This is a genomic window from Pedobacter frigoris, from assembly GCF_005116445.1.
Classification (GTDB): domain Bacteria; phylum Bacteroidota; class Bacteroidia; order Sphingobacteriales; family Sphingobacteriaceae; genus Pedobacter; species Pedobacter frigoris.
Genome location: NZ_SWBQ01000002.1, coordinates 670470 through 688608, shown reverse-complemented (window position 1 = coordinate 688608; position 18139 = coordinate 670470). Strand labels below are relative to the sequence as shown.

At 34.7% G+C, this 18139-nt stretch carries 15 protein-coding genes; 9 read left to right on the top strand and 6 right to left on the bottom strand.

The genetic code is table 11. The annotated features are described in order from the left end of the window. Positions 1-6: 6 nt before the first annotated feature. On the top strand, positions 7-930 hold the full coding sequence (locus FA047_RS09505; protein WP_136835794.1) for a phosphate/phosphite/phosphonate ABC transporter substrate-binding protein: 924 nt from the start codon (positions 7-9) through the stop codon (positions 928-930). 24 nt (positions 931-954) lie between these two features. After that, the gene (locus tag FA047_RS09500) at positions 955-2073 is read left to right on the top strand and encodes a serine hydrolase domain-containing protein (RefSeq protein ID WP_136835792.1); all 1119 of its coding nucleotides are present in this window, start codon (positions 955-957) and stop codon (positions 2071-2073) included. Between the two features lie 239 nt (positions 2074-2312). On the opposite strand, the gene FA047_RS09495 is transcribed toward FA047_RS09500, so the two are convergent. The 3 genes from FA047_RS09495 to FA047_RS09485 form a co-directional block, all read right to left on the bottom strand. Continuing rightward, positions 2313-2546 carry a hypothetical protein gene (locus tag FA047_RS09495; protein ID WP_136835790.1) on the bottom strand — a complete coding sequence of 78 codons (234 nt, stop codon included), beginning with the start codon at positions 2544-2546 and terminating at the stop codon, positions 2313-2315. Positions 2547-2754: 208 nt separating this feature from the next. Continuing rightward, on the bottom strand, positions 2755-3498 hold the full coding sequence (locus FA047_RS09490; protein WP_136835789.1) for a carboxypeptidase-like regulatory domain-containing protein: 744 nt from the start codon (positions 3496-3498) through the stop codon (positions 2755-2757). A 37-nt stretch (positions 3499-3535) separates the two neighbouring features. After that, entirely contained in the window at positions 3536-4705 is a 1170-nt protein-coding gene (locus tag FA047_RS09485) for a hypothetical protein (RefSeq protein WP_136835787.1), read from the bottom strand. Positions 4706-5054: 349 nt separating this feature from the next. Here FA047_RS09485 and FA047_RS09480 point away from each other — a divergent pair, with 349 nt between their 5' ends. Further along, positions 5055-7478 (top strand): outer membrane beta-barrel protein, encoded by a 2424-nt coding sequence (locus tag FA047_RS09480; RefSeq protein ID WP_169304370.1) that lies wholly within the window; start codon positions 5055-5057, stop codon positions 7476-7478. A 151-nt stretch (positions 7479-7629) separates the two neighbouring features. Next, positions 7630-8136, top strand: a complete 507-nt coding sequence (locus tag FA047_RS09475) for a cupin domain-containing protein (RefSeq protein WP_169304369.1) — start codon at positions 7630-7632, stop codon at positions 8134-8136. Here the strand turns inward: FA047_RS09475 and FA047_RS09470 are convergent. Together FA047_RS09470 and FA047_RS09465 are read right to left on the bottom strand one after the other, a co-directional pair. Continuing rightward, positions 8133-8852: a LytR/AlgR family response regulator transcription factor gene (locus tag FA047_RS09470; RefSeq protein WP_136835781.1), complete on the bottom strand. Its 720-nt coding sequence runs from the start codon at positions 8850-8852 to the stop codon at positions 8133-8135. The two genes, FA047_RS09475 and FA047_RS09470, sit on opposite strands and share 4 nt — an antisense overlap. Positions 8853-8864: 12 nt before the next feature. Further along, a complete protein-coding gene (locus tag FA047_RS09465; protein WP_136835779.1) occupies positions 8865-9983 on the bottom strand; it encodes a sensor histidine kinase in 1119 nt (372 codons plus the stop codon). Between the two features lie 293 nt (positions 9984-10276). Between FA047_RS09465 and FA047_RS09460 the strand changes: the two genes are divergently transcribed. The 4 genes from FA047_RS09460 to FA047_RS09445 all read left to right on the top strand — a co-directional run bounded on the left by FA047_RS09460 (position 10277) and on the right by FA047_RS09445 (position 15742). Beyond that, positions 10277-10942, top strand: a complete 666-nt coding sequence (locus FA047_RS09460) for a GIN domain-containing protein (RefSeq protein ID WP_136835777.1) — start codon at positions 10277-10279, stop codon at positions 10940-10942. 133 nt (positions 10943-11075) lie between these two features. Next, positions 11076-11708, top strand: a complete 633-nt coding sequence (locus tag FA047_RS09455; RefSeq protein WP_136835775.1) for a YceI family protein — start codon at positions 11076-11078, stop codon at positions 11706-11708. A 445-nt stretch (positions 11709-12153) separates the two neighbouring features. Next, positions 12154-13446, top strand: coding sequence for an OmpA family protein (locus FA047_RS09450; protein WP_136835773.1), 1293 nt, complete (start codon positions 12154-12156; stop codon positions 13444-13446). Between the two features lie 157 nt (positions 13447-13603). Further along, entirely contained in the window at positions 13604-15742 is a 2139-nt protein-coding gene (locus tag FA047_RS09445) for a tetratricopeptide repeat protein (RefSeq protein ID WP_136835771.1), read from the top strand. 235 nt (positions 15743-15977) lie between these two features. Here the strand turns inward: FA047_RS09445 and FA047_RS09440 are convergent, their stop codons facing one another. Then, the gene (locus FA047_RS09440) at positions 15978-16850 is read right to left on the bottom strand and encodes a PKD domain-containing protein (RefSeq protein WP_136835769.1); all 873 of its coding nucleotides are present in this window, start codon (positions 16848-16850) and stop codon (positions 15978-15980) included. 465 nt (positions 16851-17315) lie between these two features. On the opposite strand from FA047_RS09440, the gene FA047_RS09435 reads away from it, so the two are divergent. Next, on the top strand, positions 17316-18134 hold the full coding sequence (locus FA047_RS09435; protein WP_169304368.1) for a helix-turn-helix domain-containing protein: 819 nt from the start codon (positions 17316-17318) through the stop codon (positions 18132-18134). Positions 18135-18139: the final 5 nt, after the last annotated feature.

The following is an 18139-nucleotide window of genomic DNA, read 5'->3' as shown; positions in this document are numbered from 1 at the left end:
ACTAAAATGAAAAAAATATTAATTTGCCTTCTTATTTTGTATACAACTATATCACAAGCGAAAAAAAGAAATGATGTGGCCTTCATAAAGCCGATTGTTATAGCAACCTATCAATATGCAGACAACAACCGATTGGTAAATATTCAGCCTTTAGCATCGCTCCTGGAGAAAGAAACAGGTTATAAAGTTACTGCTAAAAGTTATCCCACAATTTTTGAATTTATTTCTGCAATTAAAAATGGCGAGGTAGACATTGCCTTGATTAATACTTTTGGATATATGCTTCTGCAAGAATCAGGTAATAATATGTTAACCTCTGTTGCTTTAGAAGTACGAGCAGACGCAAAAGACAATTATAAAACAGCTATAGTTGTTCCTTCTACTTCAAAAATTTCTTCATTTGACGACATCAAGCAGGATACCGAAAATTTTAACCTTAAATTGGTTACGGAAGGTTCAACGTCTGGTAATCTTGTACCGAGATTATTATTCACAAAACTAAGTATAGGTGATGCAGAAAAACATTTTAAATCAGTTTCTTATGGAAAAACCCATAAACTGACCATTGAGGCTGTTGCAAATGGACTGGCAGATTTAGCCGCCATGGGGAGTGCCGAATATTTTTCTTTTATTGCCAACAATGAAAATAAGGATAAAGTACGTTTGTTGCAGCTTTCTCCCGAAATACCTCTTGGCCCTGTTCTTTTAAATAAAATGCTGCCTCTGCATTTCCGAAATAAGATAAACCTTGTTTTATTAGGGCTTCATGATAAAAACCCTAACGAACTTGAGTTTGTAAAAGCAGGTTGGACAGAAGCTCGCCAAGCTGAAAAATATGTTAAAATTAATCCTTCGTATTATGATGCATTCAAAAAAGCACTTGGTAAGAAAAAGGATTTGTTAAAGATAATAAAGCAATTCGCAAATTAATATTCAACAAATATTTATTTAAAGATGAAACAAATATTATTTATACTCACATTTTTCCTAAACCAGTATATATGCCTGGCGCAAACTAATTATAAAAAGCAAAATGACTCTGCAGAAGTCTTTATTCAACAAACGATTAAAGATTTGAATGTTAGTGGCCTGGCTGTTGCAGTCATAAAAGATGGAAAAGTTTTAAAAATGTCTTGCTATGGAAAGGCTAATTATGACTGGAATTTGAAAATAGATGCGCATACCAATTTTCAGATAGCCTCCACAACTAAACTCCTTACCTCAACATTAGTAATGAAAAGCCTTTATAATAAAAAGTTCGCTTTGGATGATCTTGTAAGCAATTATGTTGAAAATGCCCCTAACAGCTGGCAGGGAATGAAAATACGCCATTTATTAAATCATACCAGTGGTATAAGAGATTTTAAAGGTGATCGGTACACGAGTACCGATAAAGTAGTTAATTCTTTGAAGGATTCTACCTTAGCCTATCCGACAGGAACCAAGCAGGCCTATATGAGTGGTGATTTCACTATTTTATTACACATTCTGGAGAAGATATACAAAATGCCTTACCCCGAAATATTGAGAACCGAAATAACCAACCCTCTTAGAATGAAAGACGGTGCTTTTGATCGTGAACGGATGGTTAGTGAGTGGATGGAAACCGACTCGGTACACAACAAGGCATCCACTTATTATGTTAAAAATGGAAAAAGAATACCTTATAAATTTTTTTATCCACAGTTTACCTATACAGCTGGCGGATATTTTGCAAGCTTAACAGATTTAGTTAATTGGGCGATTGGAATCGATGAAGAAATTTTATTTCCATCTGTATTTGAGAAATCTATAGCCTATAAGGCTGATACAGTCGGAACTACCAAATCGGGATTTAGCCAAATAGGTCTCTCTATTGGCGATTTCAATGGGATGAGGTTTGGAGGACACAGTGGGGGGCCAGCTCTTGGAGATGTTTTGCGTTTTCCGGATGAAAAAATAACCATAATTATACTCTCAAATGATGGTGAATTATTGCCTTATTTTGCCCCAGCGATATTGACCTTTTATGTGCCAGGATTATTTTTTGAAAGGAAAGTTACCAAATTTAAAAGAACGCAAGCTTTAAAGTAAGGGTAGTATTTATGATAGAATTGAGATAAAAAGAAATATTATCAAGATTAATCAATTTAGATTATGGTTTGTAAAAAAAGGTTCAAATTATACTTAGGGGTAATTTGAACCTTTAATAAGTCTATTTAGATTTTTTAGTTTAATCTACTATGTGTTTTTTAAAATAATCTATTGAACTTGTTTGGCTCTAGTCAAACGGTCAATTACTTCCTTCGCTTCCTCATTATTTGGATTAAGAATTAAGGATTTTTATACATCTCAAGCGCTTCGGCCTTTCTTTCTGTTTGCAAAAGTGCTATACCAAAGCTATCATAGACATTCCAACTTGTGGGATATAGTATTGTGCAAAGTTTAGGTGCTTCCAAAGCAGCGTCCTCATGCTTGTCTTCTAATAGCTCCAATGCTAAATCATTAAGCTCTTGCTCACTTTTATAATATGTTTCAGTATCGTCTTTATGTACATTAAAAAACACAGCAGCTTGATTAATACCTTGAGCATATAAAACTTTTATGTACGCTGCAAATGGATATTCCGCTGCATGTCATGTTTGTTTTTTGAAATGGTATAAAAAAAATCATAAAAAGCTAATACCATCTCCTTTTGAAAATGGTATTCAGCTTTTTCATTTTGATATGAGCATCAATATAATAAGGGTGAGTTATTAAATTTTCAAAAATCTCCTACTGGTTATAAGAAATTCTCGCGATTGGAGTACCTGTGCTTATATACTGCTCAAATTCAATGCTCATTGTATTACTATATGCCTGGTTGCTGTCTAATTTTTTTAATCTTAAAGGCACTCCATTGTAAGTTGCAGATACAGTGTACTTACCCAATGGTATATCATGAACCATACCATAGCTGGTAACTATTGGGCGTTTGGTTAATGTAGTTCCTGCAGAGCCATCAATAAGGTTTCCTATCGGAATTAAAGTTAAAGTGATGTTGGCCTCATTAATGTAATAACCCGGTTCATTATAAAGTTCTATAGTTGAACCATAATAACCATCAAGTGCAACAGGTTTTTCTCCAGTTAATCGCCATTGAAAATCTCTAACCGCACCTTCATTTCCAAAAGCGTCATTATCATCGCAATGTAGCTCCAGTTTATATTGCTTACCATTAAAGGTTTTGTTTAGGTATGCCGATGCGTGGAATGTACCAACGTTCGATACTTTTATTTTATAAAGCCCTTTACTATCCGTTACTCCATTAGCGGTTGAATGATAGCCAACAAGCGTATTTTCTATAGCAACCTCAACTCCCGGAATTGGTTGTCCTTTTGTATCTGTTATTTTGCCTGTGGCATAACCTTGCTGAGTTCCGGCTTCGTTTTTTTTGCATGAACAGGCACTAACCGATATTATGGTAAGCAATGTTAGTACAATGATGTTTTTACCTATTTTATAGCTTTTTGTTGTCATTTTGATACTTGATTTATGTTAAATTATTTTTGATTTGTTAATTTCTAATGTCGTGCATGATGACACTGGTAGCAGAGTTATTTTGAAGTTTTACTAATTTTCCATCCTTCCAATAAACCGACGTATTTCCTTCAGTTCCACTTACAAAAATGTTTGTTCCGCTATCAAATATGCCATTAGTACTATAGCTTGAAGTACCATTTGTTTCAAGTAGTATTTTTTTAAGTGTAAAAGAAGCACCTTGTCCGTTTAGTTGATAATATTGTGCTGCTTTATCGCCAGCAACGTTTCCAAATAGAAGCACATTATTATCCTTAACTAACATCGTTCCCATACTAAAATTGCTTGGAAACCCTAATCTTTGAGATTGACTGGCCTTGGTATTAATGTTTACAGTTACATATAAATACTCGGTAGCTCCTGTAGGATCGTATCTGGCCGAGCAAATGAAAGCTGCCGTATGATCATTCACCATAACCATATCCATTGGATTGATATAACTAAAATCCTGAATTTCTAATCTATAATTGCCCAATGAATTGTTGTCACGATACATCGCAATATCAGTCCAGAATAACCTGGCATCGTAGGTATGCGATAGATATACCCCGGCGTTGCTGGCTGCAATAAATTTATAGTCTTTATTGGGCAGCAGGTGATGAACAGTTGGCGTTCCGTTTCTGTTAATTTTATAATAATAGCGTTTATCGGCAAGATCTGTTGCAGTTGCGGCAGCTAATAAATAGGCTGATTTGTTAAATGTTGTATGGGCGATAAAAGCTTCTGTAAAACTGGATGATAAGCCAAGGTTTAACTGATCAGCCAAGGTTGCATAATTTTTTTTGTTGAAATAGGTAATCCTTGATCTTGTTTGTGTAAATAGCTTTGAACCAAAAAAATGGACAGTTTTCGTTCCTGAATTTTCCTGAATAAATATGCCTTCTAAACCCGAACCTTCCAATGAATAATCGGTGAAGTTTTCTTTTAGCGTACGCTCTGCCCATAAAGCATAATTACCGGCATAACCTACGTATTTTGTGCCTAAAAGATAGATGTCTGCTGTTGCGGGGATTGTTTCAGTTCCATCACCTGTACCACCGCCATTTTCAATTGGGGGTATGGTTTCCGGATCAACAGGTTTTGGGTTTTTCTTGCACGAACTCAAACTGAGTGCAATAAGCATAGTGTAGATTAAAATTTGTTTCATGTTTTTTTGTAGATATTCCATCATGCAAAATTGGATGTCATGAAAATTTTGTTCAACTATTATCGACAGATACAGGTATAGTGTTGATAAACGGCTAAATATTGCCTGATTTATGACAATATACTTATAAGGCTAAGCCAAAACTGTAAACTGCCATTTTGAAGTCGTCTGTCGGCTAAAACCCCTCATTAATTGGCAAAGCTTTGAATGTATTTTGTACCAGCATAGCTTTGCCTTTAAATACAAGAAAGACCGTCAGCTTTGGAGCTTGACTTAACAATCAATTTATAATTATTCTTTTTCAATGAATTTTAGGTTCGCAATAATAAAGCCGGCAATACAATTGGTGTTGGCATTATTCATCTCAGTTTCTGCAGCGTTTGCACAACAAAATTCCTTTAAAATCTACGGTCGTGTTTTGGATGATAAAGGAAAACCCCTTGAGCAAATTAATATAGCTCTTTATACAGTTGCTAATGCTATGGCAGTTAAAGCAACAGTAACTGAACACGATGGTAAATTTAGCATTTCAGCACCCCAACTTGGAGAATACCTATTAAAAGCATCTTTAGCAGGGCAGGTAGCTTACCAGAGTAAACCAATAATATTAAAGGATGGTTTATTTGAAGTAAACTTAAACGACATTATAATCAAGATTAAATCAACAGAACTTAAAGAAATAGTAATTAGCTCAAAAAAAGCATTTTCAGAACTTAAGTCTGATAGGACAGTTATAAATGTTGATGCGTTGATATCTAATACAGGAATTAGCACTATGGATGTTTTGGCAAAATCTCCGGGAGTAGCTGTTGATGGTAATGGTTTGATTAGCCTAAAAGGAAAATCTGGTGTTAATGTATATGTTGATGATAAACCTACCTACATGTCTGGAAATGATTTGGAAAACTATCTTAGATCTCTTCCATCATCCTCTGTTGAGCAAATTGAACTGATTACCAATCCATCAGCCAAATATGATGCAGCAGGAAATGCAGGCATTATTAATATTAAAACAAAAAAAAGTAAAGCCGGTGGCTTTAATGGAACTCTTAATTTAAGCCTTAACCAAGGAAAACTAACCCGATTAAATAACAGTTTAAATTTAAACTATTATAAAAATAAAATTAATGCTTTTGCGAATTTTAGCCATAATCTAAACAATTCTTTTATTGATCTCGACTTACGTAGGATTTATAAAAATGAAGATGACTCTCCAAAATATTATTTTAATCAAAACACTTTTCTTAAACGTAACGGAAATACTTTTAATACCAAAGCCGGCATAGATTTTTATCAAACAAGTAAAACGACCTGGGGATTTGTATTTAATGGAACACTTAGAAAATCCTCGCAAACAAATCGTAATACAAGTAATCTGCTAAACGCTTTCAACCAGCTTGATTCAATAATACAAGCCTCAAATAATGAAAAATCGAGATTTGAGAATACTAATTTTAACCTAAATTATCGCCATAAATTTGGTAAAGAAACCGGCGAATTAACCTTTGATTTAGATTATCTAAATTATAGCCACCAAACCGAACAGCAATATTATAATTATAGCTATTTTCCGGATATGAGTTTGAAATATGCTGACCTGTTGACTGGTGAGTTGCCCTCTGGAATAGATATTTACTCGGCGAAGGTTGATTTTTCAAAACCTTTAAAAAATAACCTAAAATTAGAAACGGGCATAAAAAGTAGCCATATCATTACCGATAACGTTGCAGATTACCACTATGTTGTTGGGAATACCTCGGCTCCTGATTTCGAAAAAACAAATCATTTTGTGTACAAAGAAAATATTAATGCTGCATATATTAACTTGAGCATTCAAGGTAAAAAGCTTACAGTTCAAGCTGGCCTTAGGTTTGAGAATACCCGTTCTAATGGTCACCAACTTGGAAACCCGGTAAAACCCGATTCGGCATTTAATAGAACTTACAATAATCTTTTTCCTACTTTTTATCTTTCTTATAAACTTGATTCGGCTGCAAATAATCAAATTGGATTAAACTTTGGTCGCAGGGTCGATCGTCCATCATACCGTAGCCTTAATCCATTTTATATGCCGTTAGATAAATTTACCTACTATTTAGGAAATCCTTTTCTAAAACCTACGTTTACTAATGTTTTCGAACTGTCTTATACACATAAAAACAAATTTACCACAACCATTTCTTATAGCAGTATTAAAGATCAGGTAACCGAAACAATTGAAATTGTAGATGGAACTTATTATAGTAGGCCTGGAAATATTGGTTCGGGAAATATTAAAACTATTTCTGTTAATGCAGAAGTTGATTTTTATAAATGGCTTACCTTACATGCCTATGGCGAACTTTCTAATGTGGTAACTAAAACAGATTTTTATACCGGCTTTTTAACCACAAACGGCACTTATTTCAGAACAACTCCAAATCTGCAAATAAAAATTAGCCCCAGCTGGAATGCAGAAGTAAATTTTCTCTATCAAAGTAAATTTTCGAGTACCCAGTTTGTTAGAAATAGTGTGAACGAGTTTGGAGCTGCTATTCAAAAGAAGCTATCTGCTAAAAGTAACTTGAAATTTAATGTAACTGATATTTTTCGCACCCGTGTTTATGTAGGAACTATAAATAATCTGGCGGCTACTACTGCCGGATGGGTGAATAAATCTGATAGCAGAAACTTTATACTTACTTATAGTTATAGGTTTGGAAAGATGTTCTCCGCTCCGAAAAAATATAATCCTTCTGGTGCTGATACTGAAAAGCAACGGGCAGGCTCTTAATTATCAAAATTGTATTTATTTAGATCTTTTCACTCTACTAAGCTATATTTTAATTAAAAATTAACAAAAAATGATTTTAAAGTTGATCTGTGTTAAAGAATTGCCAGGACATGTTAAATTTTTAAACATTATTTCATATTATGATGAAATAATGAATGACATAACCGGGCAGAAAATAAAAATTATAGGTACCATTGATGATGTACTGGAGATGGAAACTGTTTATCCATCATTTTCAGAAGAACCACCAATGCATTTTCATCCAAAACAACAAGAGTATTTTGAAGTGCTTGAGGGCGAATTAACCGTACGTTATAAAGATAAAATAAAACATTACGAAAAAGGAAGTATCATTCATATACAGGCTAAACAAGCTCATGCCATGTGGAATAGCGGGTTTACACCTGCAAAAGTAACCTGGAAGGTAAAACCTGCATTAGCTACCGAAAAATTATTAAGGGAAACATTTAAACTGGCCAACGATGGTAGAACTGACCAGTTTGGAAAACCCTATCCGTTGGTGTTAATTTATTTGTTGAAGAAATATAGCGGTACATTTCGTTTAGCAAGGCCAAAGTTTATTGTAATTATGATACTTTATGTGCTATTTAGCCCAATATATTATTTTTGCAATTACAAGAGAAATTTATTCCACTAAGTTATTCTTAGGCGCTTTTGGCATTCGGCTTTATAGTTTCTTCCTATAGGTAATTCTTTTCCCAGTACATCAATTGAGTAGGAATGGTAACTTTCAATTTTATTTAAGGCCACGATAAAAGAGCGATGTATACGAATAAATTTATCTTCAGGTAATAGTTCTTCTAATAAACTAATTTTTTGTTTGCTGATCAATACCTTATCTTTTAGTACTACTTTGATATAATCTTTTAAACTTTCTACCCAATAAATATCTGCAACATTAACTTTAACCATTTTTCTTTCAACCCTTAAATAAAGAAACACATCGCTTTTTTGCACTACAGGCTGTTGTGAAATGCCAATGCTGTTGTTCGCTACCTTATATAATTCAAAAACTTTGTCAATGGCTTTCAAAAACCGATCAAACGGAATAGGTTTTAGTAAATAATCAACAGCATTTAAATCAAAACCTTCCAATGCATAATCCTGATAAGCAGTAGTGAAAATTGTTTTAGGCGGATTTTTTAAGCTTCTAACCAATTCGGTTCCCATTAGGCCGGGCATTTTTACATCCAAAAACATCAAATCTATTTTACCCTGTTGCAGAATTTGAAATGCCTGAATTGCGTTATTGCATTTTGCAACCAGTTCAATTTCCGAAAAATTCTGAATATATTTCTCAATAACCTCAATTGCATGAGGTTCATCATCAACTATAAGTGCTTTGATCTTCATATTCGTGTTGGTTTAATACTGCCCATTCTGTTTGTGGTGATTTTTTAATTCGCCCTGTCCATTGGTATTTATGCACTTATTGTTCAGGTTAATTTCAAGTATAGCGGCAAATAGTTCATCCTCATTATAAATGTTTAACTGGTAAGCATCTTTGTATAAAATATCCAATCTTCTTCGTACATTTTTTAATCCAATCTTTTTAAAATGAATTTCGGAATTTTGATTTTTTTGAAGTGGTTTGCTGTTGGCTACTTTAAATTTTAATTGATTTGGTGCGGTAACACTAATATTTATGGTAATCCAGGCATTTTTAAGCATTTCGCTGGTGCCATACTTAAATGCGTTTTCTACAAGCGGAAGCATTAAAAGAGGAGGAACATAGAGGTTATCCAAATTGCCGGTTATGCTCAGGTTTAAATCAAGCCTGTCCCCATACCTTATTTCTTCTAACATAACATAGTTTTTCAAAATTTCTATATCCCGGGCAAGCTTTACATTTTCTGTATTGCACTCATTTAACATATAGCGCAAAATTTCTGATAGACCAATTACGATAGAGGAAGATTTAGACGAATTTGTAAGTGTTAGGGCGTATAGGTTATTTAAAGTATTAAAGAGGAAGTGAGGATGAATTTGTGCTTTTAAAAAATTGAGTTCAGTTTGCAATGTTAATTGTTTGCGCTCATGCCACATCTTTAAAAACTTAATTGAAACAGCAAACCAAACAATTAAATTACTTTTTTCGAAGGCATTAATTAAGTGATAAGGATTGGTTAATTGTTGCACTATCGTTTGATCGACATTGATTAAGCTTATATAGGGACCGATTATAAAAATTTCGGTTAGCCGGTATAAAAATAAAACCAATACAGCCAAAGCGATGGTTGATAATATCATTTTTGTGTAGTGCTTTTTTTCAAGGTATTTAGGTACAATACAATAAGCTATGGTATAAAAATATAAGAAATGAACCGGAAGGAGAAAAAGAGAAACGATTAATGTCGATTGGTAATTTAGCGATGTAACTTGTATATTGTTTGTAACTGCTAGAAAAAACAAGGTAATTACCCAAAAAATCAGGTGGTTAAGTACACGTTGATTTTGATTTCTTTTCTTCAGATCCAACTTCATGTACAAATATACTTACTTGTTTAGGCAATTTTTATTTTGGCGATAAAGCGCATGATTTCGTCGACCAGATGCAGTAAAAATCCTTAAATAAGCTACGCATAAGCCTATTAAAATGCAACTAATTATAACAAAGTCGTAAATGGCAGTTACTGCTATCAAAATCTCATTCTTTTACAAAATATGGTCCTAGAAAAATGTAATTCATTGTTCGATAGCCGTTGTCTATCCACTTTTCTTGAAAGAATGAAACAAAACGGAGATGTTTGGTTTTTTAACATATAAATTTAAGTAAAATGAAAATCAAATTCAAGGTAAAATCAATGCTCTTTTGTATAGCAGCTATGCTATTACTGAGTTGTAGCAAAGAACGTTTAAACGCTAATGGTAACCAGGTATCACAAATTAGAGAGACCGGGTCTTTTAAAGCCGTTAATGTTTCTGGGGCATCCTCCGTATTTATTGCTTATGGCAGCACTTTTAAGGTAGAACTTAAAGGATCTGATAATTTAATTTCGAAATTTGTTACTCAAGTAGAGGGTGAGGAACTCATATTAAAATACAAAGATGTAAATGTAAATGGTGATGACCTGAAAATCTACATCACGATGCCCATGGTTACCAGCATAAAAACAAATGGAAGTTCGAATTGTGAACTTTCAGGAGATTTTGCCCAACAAGATAAATTTATTGCAAAGGTTTATGGTGCGGGAAATATAACCGTTTATGGAAATTTGAGAGCCAACATAGCCGAAGCTGAAGTTTTGGGATCTGGCAATATATCAATTGAAAAAGTATTGAGCAAGGGCGGAGAATTCAAAATCTCTGGCAGTGGAAATATCACAGCCGCAGTTTCAGAAAAGCTCAATGCAAAGATTTCAGGTAGTGGAAACGTTTATTACATCGGTACTCCGGATTTAACAACTGCTTATACAGGCTCTGGTCGAGTAATTAAGAAATAGAGATCTTAAAGTATTGTATTGTCTTTTGCTGCTAAAAACATGTTGTTTGTAAGCAAATGTTATAAATCTGTCTACAATGATTGTAACATAGTTCATTAAGGTTGATTTTTATCATTTAATTATAAAAATACCAATGAAAAAAATTATTTTAACTATTGGAGTATGCAGCGTACTCATTCTAAATTCCTGCAAAAGAGATGCTATCATAACAGAGCCTAAAGGAGTAGCATATGTGTTAGATGAAAAGTCTAAACTTAAATGGAAAGGTAAGGCAGCAGATGGCAATGCAAATGAAGGATTTATTAATATTGTTGGAAAAGCAGACAATGACTTCGATTTTGAATTATTTAATGGAGAGATTAGAAATGGAGGCTTTACCATACCAATATCAAGTATCGATGTAACAAATCTTCCATTAATCCAGAAGCAAATTTTAGAGGGGCATCTTAAAACGGCCGATTTCTTTTATATGGCAATTCATCCAACCGTGAAATTTAACCTTTTTTCTGGCAAACCCATGGCTTCAAATGCAAAAGGGGAGAATTATATGATTTTAGGTGAGATGATTTTGTTAGGAAATAGACATCCATTAGAATTTCCGGCAAAGGTTTTAATTACAGAGAGCAAACTACAAATTACAGCAGCCTTCACTTTTGATAGAAGTAAATGGGGAATGAACTATCATTTAGATAATTCCTATCCAGATAAAGATCGTATCCTCCCAGGCATTGAAGTAAGTTTTGACTTAACCTCGAAGGTGAAATAAAAATTTTATTAGCGCTAAATCATAATAGATAATGGTTAACCAAAAAGTTAAAATCATTATTGAGGCAAGCCATCACCATGTATTTAATTATGTTGCTGACCTTAGAAATGATGTTTTTGGAGGAAAGCGGTTCATTGGGTATTGCTAAATGAAAATTTTCGCATAGGTAGTATTGCGGTAGAATGCTCATTTCTTTCAAAACGTGTACCTAATTGGGAGTTTCGGCAAAGACAGACTGTCTTGTCCTGCTATAGCTTGTCCCATTTATTTTCATTAATCGACAAAATACCTAATTCTATACCCCAACTGCAATAAAAATATAATAAGTACAATTCAATCAATAAAAATGGTCATCTGTCGATATGATTGAGCTTTGAAGCCATTATATTTTTAACAATACCAGATTGATACTTTTTTTGTGGCTTAATCTATTAAAACAAAAAAAATGAATAAAAGAATAATATATCTAACGGCAATTATCCTATGTACAAGCTCCACCGCATTTTCGCAGGGGTTTTTAAAGAAATTGAAAGAAAAAGCAGCTAATGTAGGTAGCGATCTAATTATTAAAAAAAGTGCAGAAAAGGCTGAGAAAGTTGTAGACGGTAAAGGTGGAGATGGCAAGGTAAAAGACACCAAAACTGACAATGGAGAACAGATACAAAGTTCCTCTAAAGGAACCAAAGACGACAAGATTGGAATAACTGCTTATTCTAAATTTGATTTTGTGCCAGGTGAAAAAATCACCTATGCCGAAAATTTTGAGCAGGATGCAATAGGCGAATTCCCATTAAAATGGTTTACCACCGGTAGTGCCGAGGTGGTAACAGTTGAGGGAAAAGCCGGTAGATGGTTAAAACTGGTTGGGGGAAGAATGTTGAGCCCCAACATGATTTTTCCCGCAAATTTTAATCTGGAATATGATTTGTTGGTAAATATGCCGGTAGACCCAAAAAGGAACACGATCTCCCCATTTAAACCATGGTCGTTCCAAATATTTGATGGTGGTAACAAAACGCTCAAGTTTAGTTACGGTGGACATAAAATAAACAATAGCCTGATTGTTAACACTGATTTTCAAAAAGATTATGCAGACATTTCGCTGCAATCAGCCGAGAAGGCGCTATCTAAATTAAGTACCGGTAAATCTAGATTTACCGGATTTGGCGACTACTATAATGGAGGGGTAATACATGTTGCTATCTCGGTACAGGGTGAAAGACTAAGGATGTGGTACGATGCGCAGAAGGTATTGGATGTGCCAACTGGGGTTGCCGTGAACCATAATTTTAATCAATTTGAATTTGCGGCCAGTGTTCGCGAGGGCATGCCTGCCTACTATATCAGTAATTTTAAACTTACCGAGGGCAAAGCCGATACCCGTTCTAAATTGATGGATGAAGGTCGTTTTGTAACCACGGGCATTCAGTTCGATTCGGGTTCTGATCAAATTAAACCAGTTTCCTTTGGTGTGCTTAAAGAGATAGCTGCTGCGATTAAGGATAATTCAATAAAGGTTAAAATTATTGGACATACCGATAATGATGGCAACGCCGATTCAAATCTTAGCCTATCGAAAAGAAGAGCGGAAGCTGTAAAAAATGCCCTTGTTGCCGATTTTAGAATAGATGCTTCTGCCATTCAAACAGATGGAAAAGGGGCTTCTCAGCCAATTGGCGACAATAAAACAAGTACAGGCAAGGCCCAAAACAGAAGAGTAGAATTTGTTAAATTATAACAAAACGGAGTCTTAAACTCTGCTGTCATCATGGGAGTTTCTCAATATTTTAAATGTTAATAATGTTCAAATGGCAGTCCGAAGAAATGAGGGCTGCCGTTTTTAGTTCATACTTAAATGCCAATTATCCAATGTTCATTACCAATAAATTAAATCAATGAATAACCTAATTACAAATAGATTTATTTCCTGTTTTCTTACAAATTTTATTTCATTAAAGCTTAAACAGGCATTTCTTGTACTACTTTTTTTAATTGTTAATGTAGCCGCAATGGCACAAGGCATAAGTAAGCAAGAACTCAATAAGAAGATTGCCGAAGCAAAACAAAAAATGGGACAAGGTAATTTGTCTAATGAAGCATTCATGAAAAAGATGATGCAGTCTGTTCCAAAAGAGCAAACTAAAGGTACTATTGCTGCTTCACCTCTATATTTTCCAAAATTAAATCTGGCAGCGCTTCAGCGTATTCCTAAAAAAACGCTTTCGAAAGCAGAACTTGCAAGTTTAGTAAATAAAATTTTAGGCGAGGTTGAAGCAAAGGTGGAGCCATCTGAATTTAAGATGGTTTCATTACTAATAGATACAATGAAGAACCAGCCTGATTCTTTGGGACAAATGGCAGTTTTATTGTTTCATAATGGCGCACCATTTCAAGCGCTTTATATCTCTGGAAAAGTAGTTCTAATGAATAGTGATAACGAATTGAATATTAATAATTTTGGTTCAATGTTAAATCTATCTGGTAAGGAGGAGTGGGCTATACCTGTGCTTAAATCTATATTGAAGGGCAATGAGAAGAATGCTATGTTGTTAAATAATATTGGACAATCATTTGCAGGCTTAGGGCAGCGAGATAGCGCATTGTACTACTTTGATCGGTGCCTTAAAGAAAATCCATCTCAAGCAGCAGCACGTTCTACAGCTGCGAGAATTCAAATTTTAGAAGGAAATAAGACTAAAGCTGCTGAATTACTGGAAAACTCTGCGGATGAAATTCCATTAGAAGAAATGGAAGAACTTTCAAATTACGTTAAATTAAAAAATCCACCTCTTTTTACGCCATTTAAAAAGGTGCCAGATTATTTTAATCTTTATAAATTTAAGTACCCTGAGTTTCAGACCAATGTTTATGATTACGAAAAAGCATATCTTGCCCAAGATGAGTTTAAAAATTTAATAGACGTAGAAATTGCAAGATTGCAAGAAATCATACAACATGAACAAGAATTAGGCAAAGAGTCGATTAAACGGATGAGCTCTCCGCAAATTCCTCCAATAGTTGCAAGGGCAATAAAAATGATGAATAGTGGATATACCAATTCTGGGCAGTTAATGGCTATGGCTGCAGCTAAAACAAACTATGATTTAGCCAGACGGGATGCAAGGCAAAGGTATAATGCAATTATTGTAGAATTAGATTCTATTTATAGTGAAAAGATACAGAATTTGACTAAGAAGGTAGGAGAAGGTGGAGCAGTTTACAGAGAAGGAGTTGAGGAAGTGAGAAAGGAATTGTGCTCCAAAAAAAACTCGAAAGCCAATGCTTTTTTAATAGAATTAGCGGGTATATGCGAAGAATTTACTCAAAAACAACTGAACTATGCAGCCCAGCGTTTTCACTTTGAGAGCAAATGGAACAGGCTTGCCGGCTTAAATGAGCACATGGCAACCGCTAATTATTACCAAGCAGCCGTGCGATATCTGCAATCAATTAGGTTGGTTAATGATTACGATCTAATCCGTCCTTTCTGTAATGATTATGACCAAGATATGAACAAGCTTTTTGACAGAACTGCGATTTTTATTTCGGGCTGTCCTCTAAGTCTTAATTTTAGTGCGGGGCCAATATCGTATAAGCTCAACTGCCAAAGTGTAGCTTTCTCATGGACTACCCAAATTAGATTTAAGTTTACAAAAAATTTCGAAACTAAAAAATCACAAGTACAGTTAGGTCTTGGTCATCAGTTTAAAAAAGGTGGGAATGTGAAACTAACGCCTGGTGTTGATGCTACTGCGGTTGGTAAGGTTGACGTTGCTGCGGTTGGATATATTGATTTTGATGGCAATGGAAATGTGTCGGATGTAGGAGTAAAGGGAGTAGTAGTGGCAGCAGCTAATGTTGGACTTGAGTTTAAAGTTATTCCAAAGAAGGGAGGAGAACAGGCACCTATTAAGGATTATGAAATGACAAACCCTAAATTAACTATAGGAGGAGAGGTTGCTGCTGAAGGATCTTTGGGGATCAATTCAGGTGCTACAATAAAGGCAATGGGATTAGAGGCAAACTGGAAGTAACCATGTGGTCTAATTGTCGGATGTAAAGTGAAGAAACTCTTTGATATATTTTAGTGCCTTATCTTATCATTGGAGATACTTGCTATCCGCCAGACAACAATAATAATTAATAGTTGTGATAAATTAATTTTACGACTAAAAAGCTCCAAAACAGGTAGTGTTTTGGAGCTTTTTAAATTAAAATAACAGTCAATTTGTATTTACTAAGCTGAGTTAGCTCAATTAATTAAACCAATTAGGGAATAATTTTCATGGTAACTTTATAAGGCGCAGAAGTAAGTTGATCTCTTTTTGCAACCAGTTTAACTTCATAAGTTCCAGGATTAGTAAATTTAACTATCGCATGTTCATCTGTAATGGCAGTTGGACCGTTAGTGCCAAAACTCCATTCCCAACTATTGCTATTTTTTGATGTGTTTAAAAAAACAACTTCTTCACCAACTTTTCTGGTGGAAATCCAACCATCAGGAATGAAGCTGGCAATTGGATTTGGATCAGCTACAATCGCAATGGTTTCTTCAAATACCACAGAGCGCTTATTTCCTTTCATGGCAAAAAGTTTAACTGTATAATTACCAGGGGTGCTACATTGCATTTGCTCCGTGCCAATTGGGTTGGTAGAATTGACTGTTGATCCATTGATCTGCCATTCAAAAAAATTAGAGTTTACCGACTCGTTGGTTAAGATGATAGTAGTAGGCGGATAGGTTTTATTGTCTTTGTATGCGTAAGAGAATCTCGCTACAGGTTGGTCTGTATCTGCTACAATGACAATGCTTTTCTTAACAAATGATGATTTACCTCGATAAACTGCGGTAAGCATTACTTCATAAGTGCCCGGAGTTGAATAGGTTACTTTAGCCGGATTAGGATCGGTAGAAGTGGTGCCATCGCCAAAGCTCCAACGATAACTATCGGCCTTAGTACTTTTGTTGGTAAAATATACTTGGTTTGGATTATCTGGTATGGTATTCCAAGTAAATGCCACGGTAGGCGCCTGATATTCCTCTTCAGTAATTACAATCTTTTTCTTTTTGCATGCACAGCAAAAAAGTATAAATGTTAATGGCAATAAAATGTTTGTCTGTTTTAAGAATGGTTGTAGCATAAATATTTATTTTAGGAGCTAAAATAAATACCTAAATCTTTTTAATGAATTGTTTACGACCAACAACTCTTAAGCATAGACAGATTACAATTTATGTCGTTCAACATCAATTCTTCAATAATCATTGATGTGCTTTCATGCTCCAATTCTTACCAAGATCAGATAACAAACATCTTAAATCTGGCTAAATGCTTTTTAAGTAAAGTTGATCGCGGAGCATAAAATGATCGGCGAGAATCGGATAAAAGGGCAAGCGAATATTTTACCGTGCTTGCCCATTAGAGGCTGGTGCATATTTAATTACATTACTTAACTGTGTTTATTTCTGTGACGAATGTAATAGCCGATGGCGGAACAGAAGACAGTCATACAAAGGGAGCGAAGAAAATGCCAAAGACAATAATACTCAATGTATAGCCTTACATGCGAAATACTTTTTTTGTATCTTGTAGAAAGTTCTTGCTTATGGACCAGCTTGTTTCAGTCGTAGAGAAGAAGAATCCAACCAGCGTTCTTCAACCTTATATATCCGAATATGTATTCAGGGCAATAAGTGTACCTGATTGCCAGCCTCTGATTAAAGCTATGCCTTTTCGTGTGGGAGCGTCCGTTGATTTTTTCCTGGGTGACCCCTTTGATACGGTGAACTGCCATACCAAAGCGTTGGAATCATTTGAAAGATGTACCATACGTGGGGCCCGTACACATAAAAAATATACCATAACCATATCCGGACAATTTGTTTCTTTTAGCATTAGATTTAAGCCTACAGGTTTATATCGTTTATTAGGTATGCCGGCAAACCTTTTTTGCAATCAGACGGTCAATGGTGAATTGGTACACTCTTTTTTTAAAGAAGTAACTCAGAGGCTAATGGGCTGCATAAACATTTACAAGTGTATCCAAATCGTAGAACCTTATTTGTTGGGATTGTTATTAAAGCATACTAAAATCAGAGCCTCAAAACAAGTAGATCATATGGTTACCCTGATTTCATCAGCTAAAGCACCAGCAAATATCACCACTTTCCTACAGCAGGTTTGTTTATCAGAAAGACAACTGGAACGGAATTTTGTAAAAGAAATCGGTACTACGCCCAAGTTATACAGCAATATGACCCGTTTTGAAAACCTCCTGTATGATAGGATGAACTTCCCTGATCAAAGCTGGACGTCTCTGGCCTATAAATTTAATTATTATGATCAAATGCACCTTATCAGAACTTTTCAAAGTTTTTTAGGCGTAAACCCAAGTGATTTTGCGTGTGAGGACTTCGCTGTTTAGATAAA

Bases quoted from the DNA above. Each gene is read 5' to 3' on its own strand.
- FA047_RS09490 (WP_136835789.1), bottom strand. From the start codon at position 3,498: ATGACAACAAAAAGCTATAAAATAGGTAAAAACATCATTGTACTAACA.
- FA047_RS09505 (WP_136835794.1), top strand. From the start codon at position 7: ATGAAAAAAATATTAATTTGCCTTCTTATTTTGTATACAACTATATCA.
- FA047_RS09475 (WP_169304369.1), top strand. From the start codon at position 7,630: ATGAATGACATAACCGGGCAGAAAATAAAAATTATAGGTACCATTGAT.
- FA047_RS09460 (WP_136835777.1), top strand. From the start codon at position 10,277: ATGAAAATCAAATTCAAGGTAAAATCAATGCTCTTTTGTATAGCAGCT.
- FA047_RS09470 (WP_136835781.1), bottom strand. From the start codon at position 8,852: ATGAAGATCAAAGCACTTATAGTTGATGATGAACCTCATGCAATTGAG.
- FA047_RS09450 (WP_136835773.1), top strand. From the start codon at position 12,154: ATGAATAAAAGAATAATATATCTAACGGCAATTATCCTATGTACAAGC.
- FA047_RS09485 (WP_136835787.1), bottom strand. From the start codon at position 4,705: ATGAAACAAATTTTAATCTACACTATGCTTATTGCACTCAGTTTGAGT.
- FA047_RS09465 (WP_136835779.1), bottom strand. From the start codon at position 9,983: ATGAAGTTGGATCTGAAGAAAAGAAATCAAAATCAACGTGTACTTAAC.
- FA047_RS09435 (WP_169304368.1), top strand. From the start codon at position 17,316: ATGGACCAGCTTGTTTCAGTCGTAGAGAAGAAGAATCCAACCAGCGTT.
- FA047_RS09440 (WP_136835769.1), bottom strand. From the start codon at position 16,850: ATGCTACAACCATTCTTAAAACAGACAAACATTTTATTGCCATTAACA.
- FA047_RS09445 (WP_136835771.1), top strand. From the start codon at position 13,604: ATGAATAACCTAATTACAAATAGATTTATTTCCTGTTTTCTTACAAAT.
- FA047_RS09455 (WP_136835775.1), top strand. From the start codon at position 11,076: ATGAAAAAAATTATTTTAACTATTGGAGTATGCAGCGTACTCATTCTA.
- FA047_RS09500 (WP_136835792.1), top strand. From the start codon at position 955: ATGAAACAAATATTATTTATACTCACATTTTTCCTAAACCAGTATATA.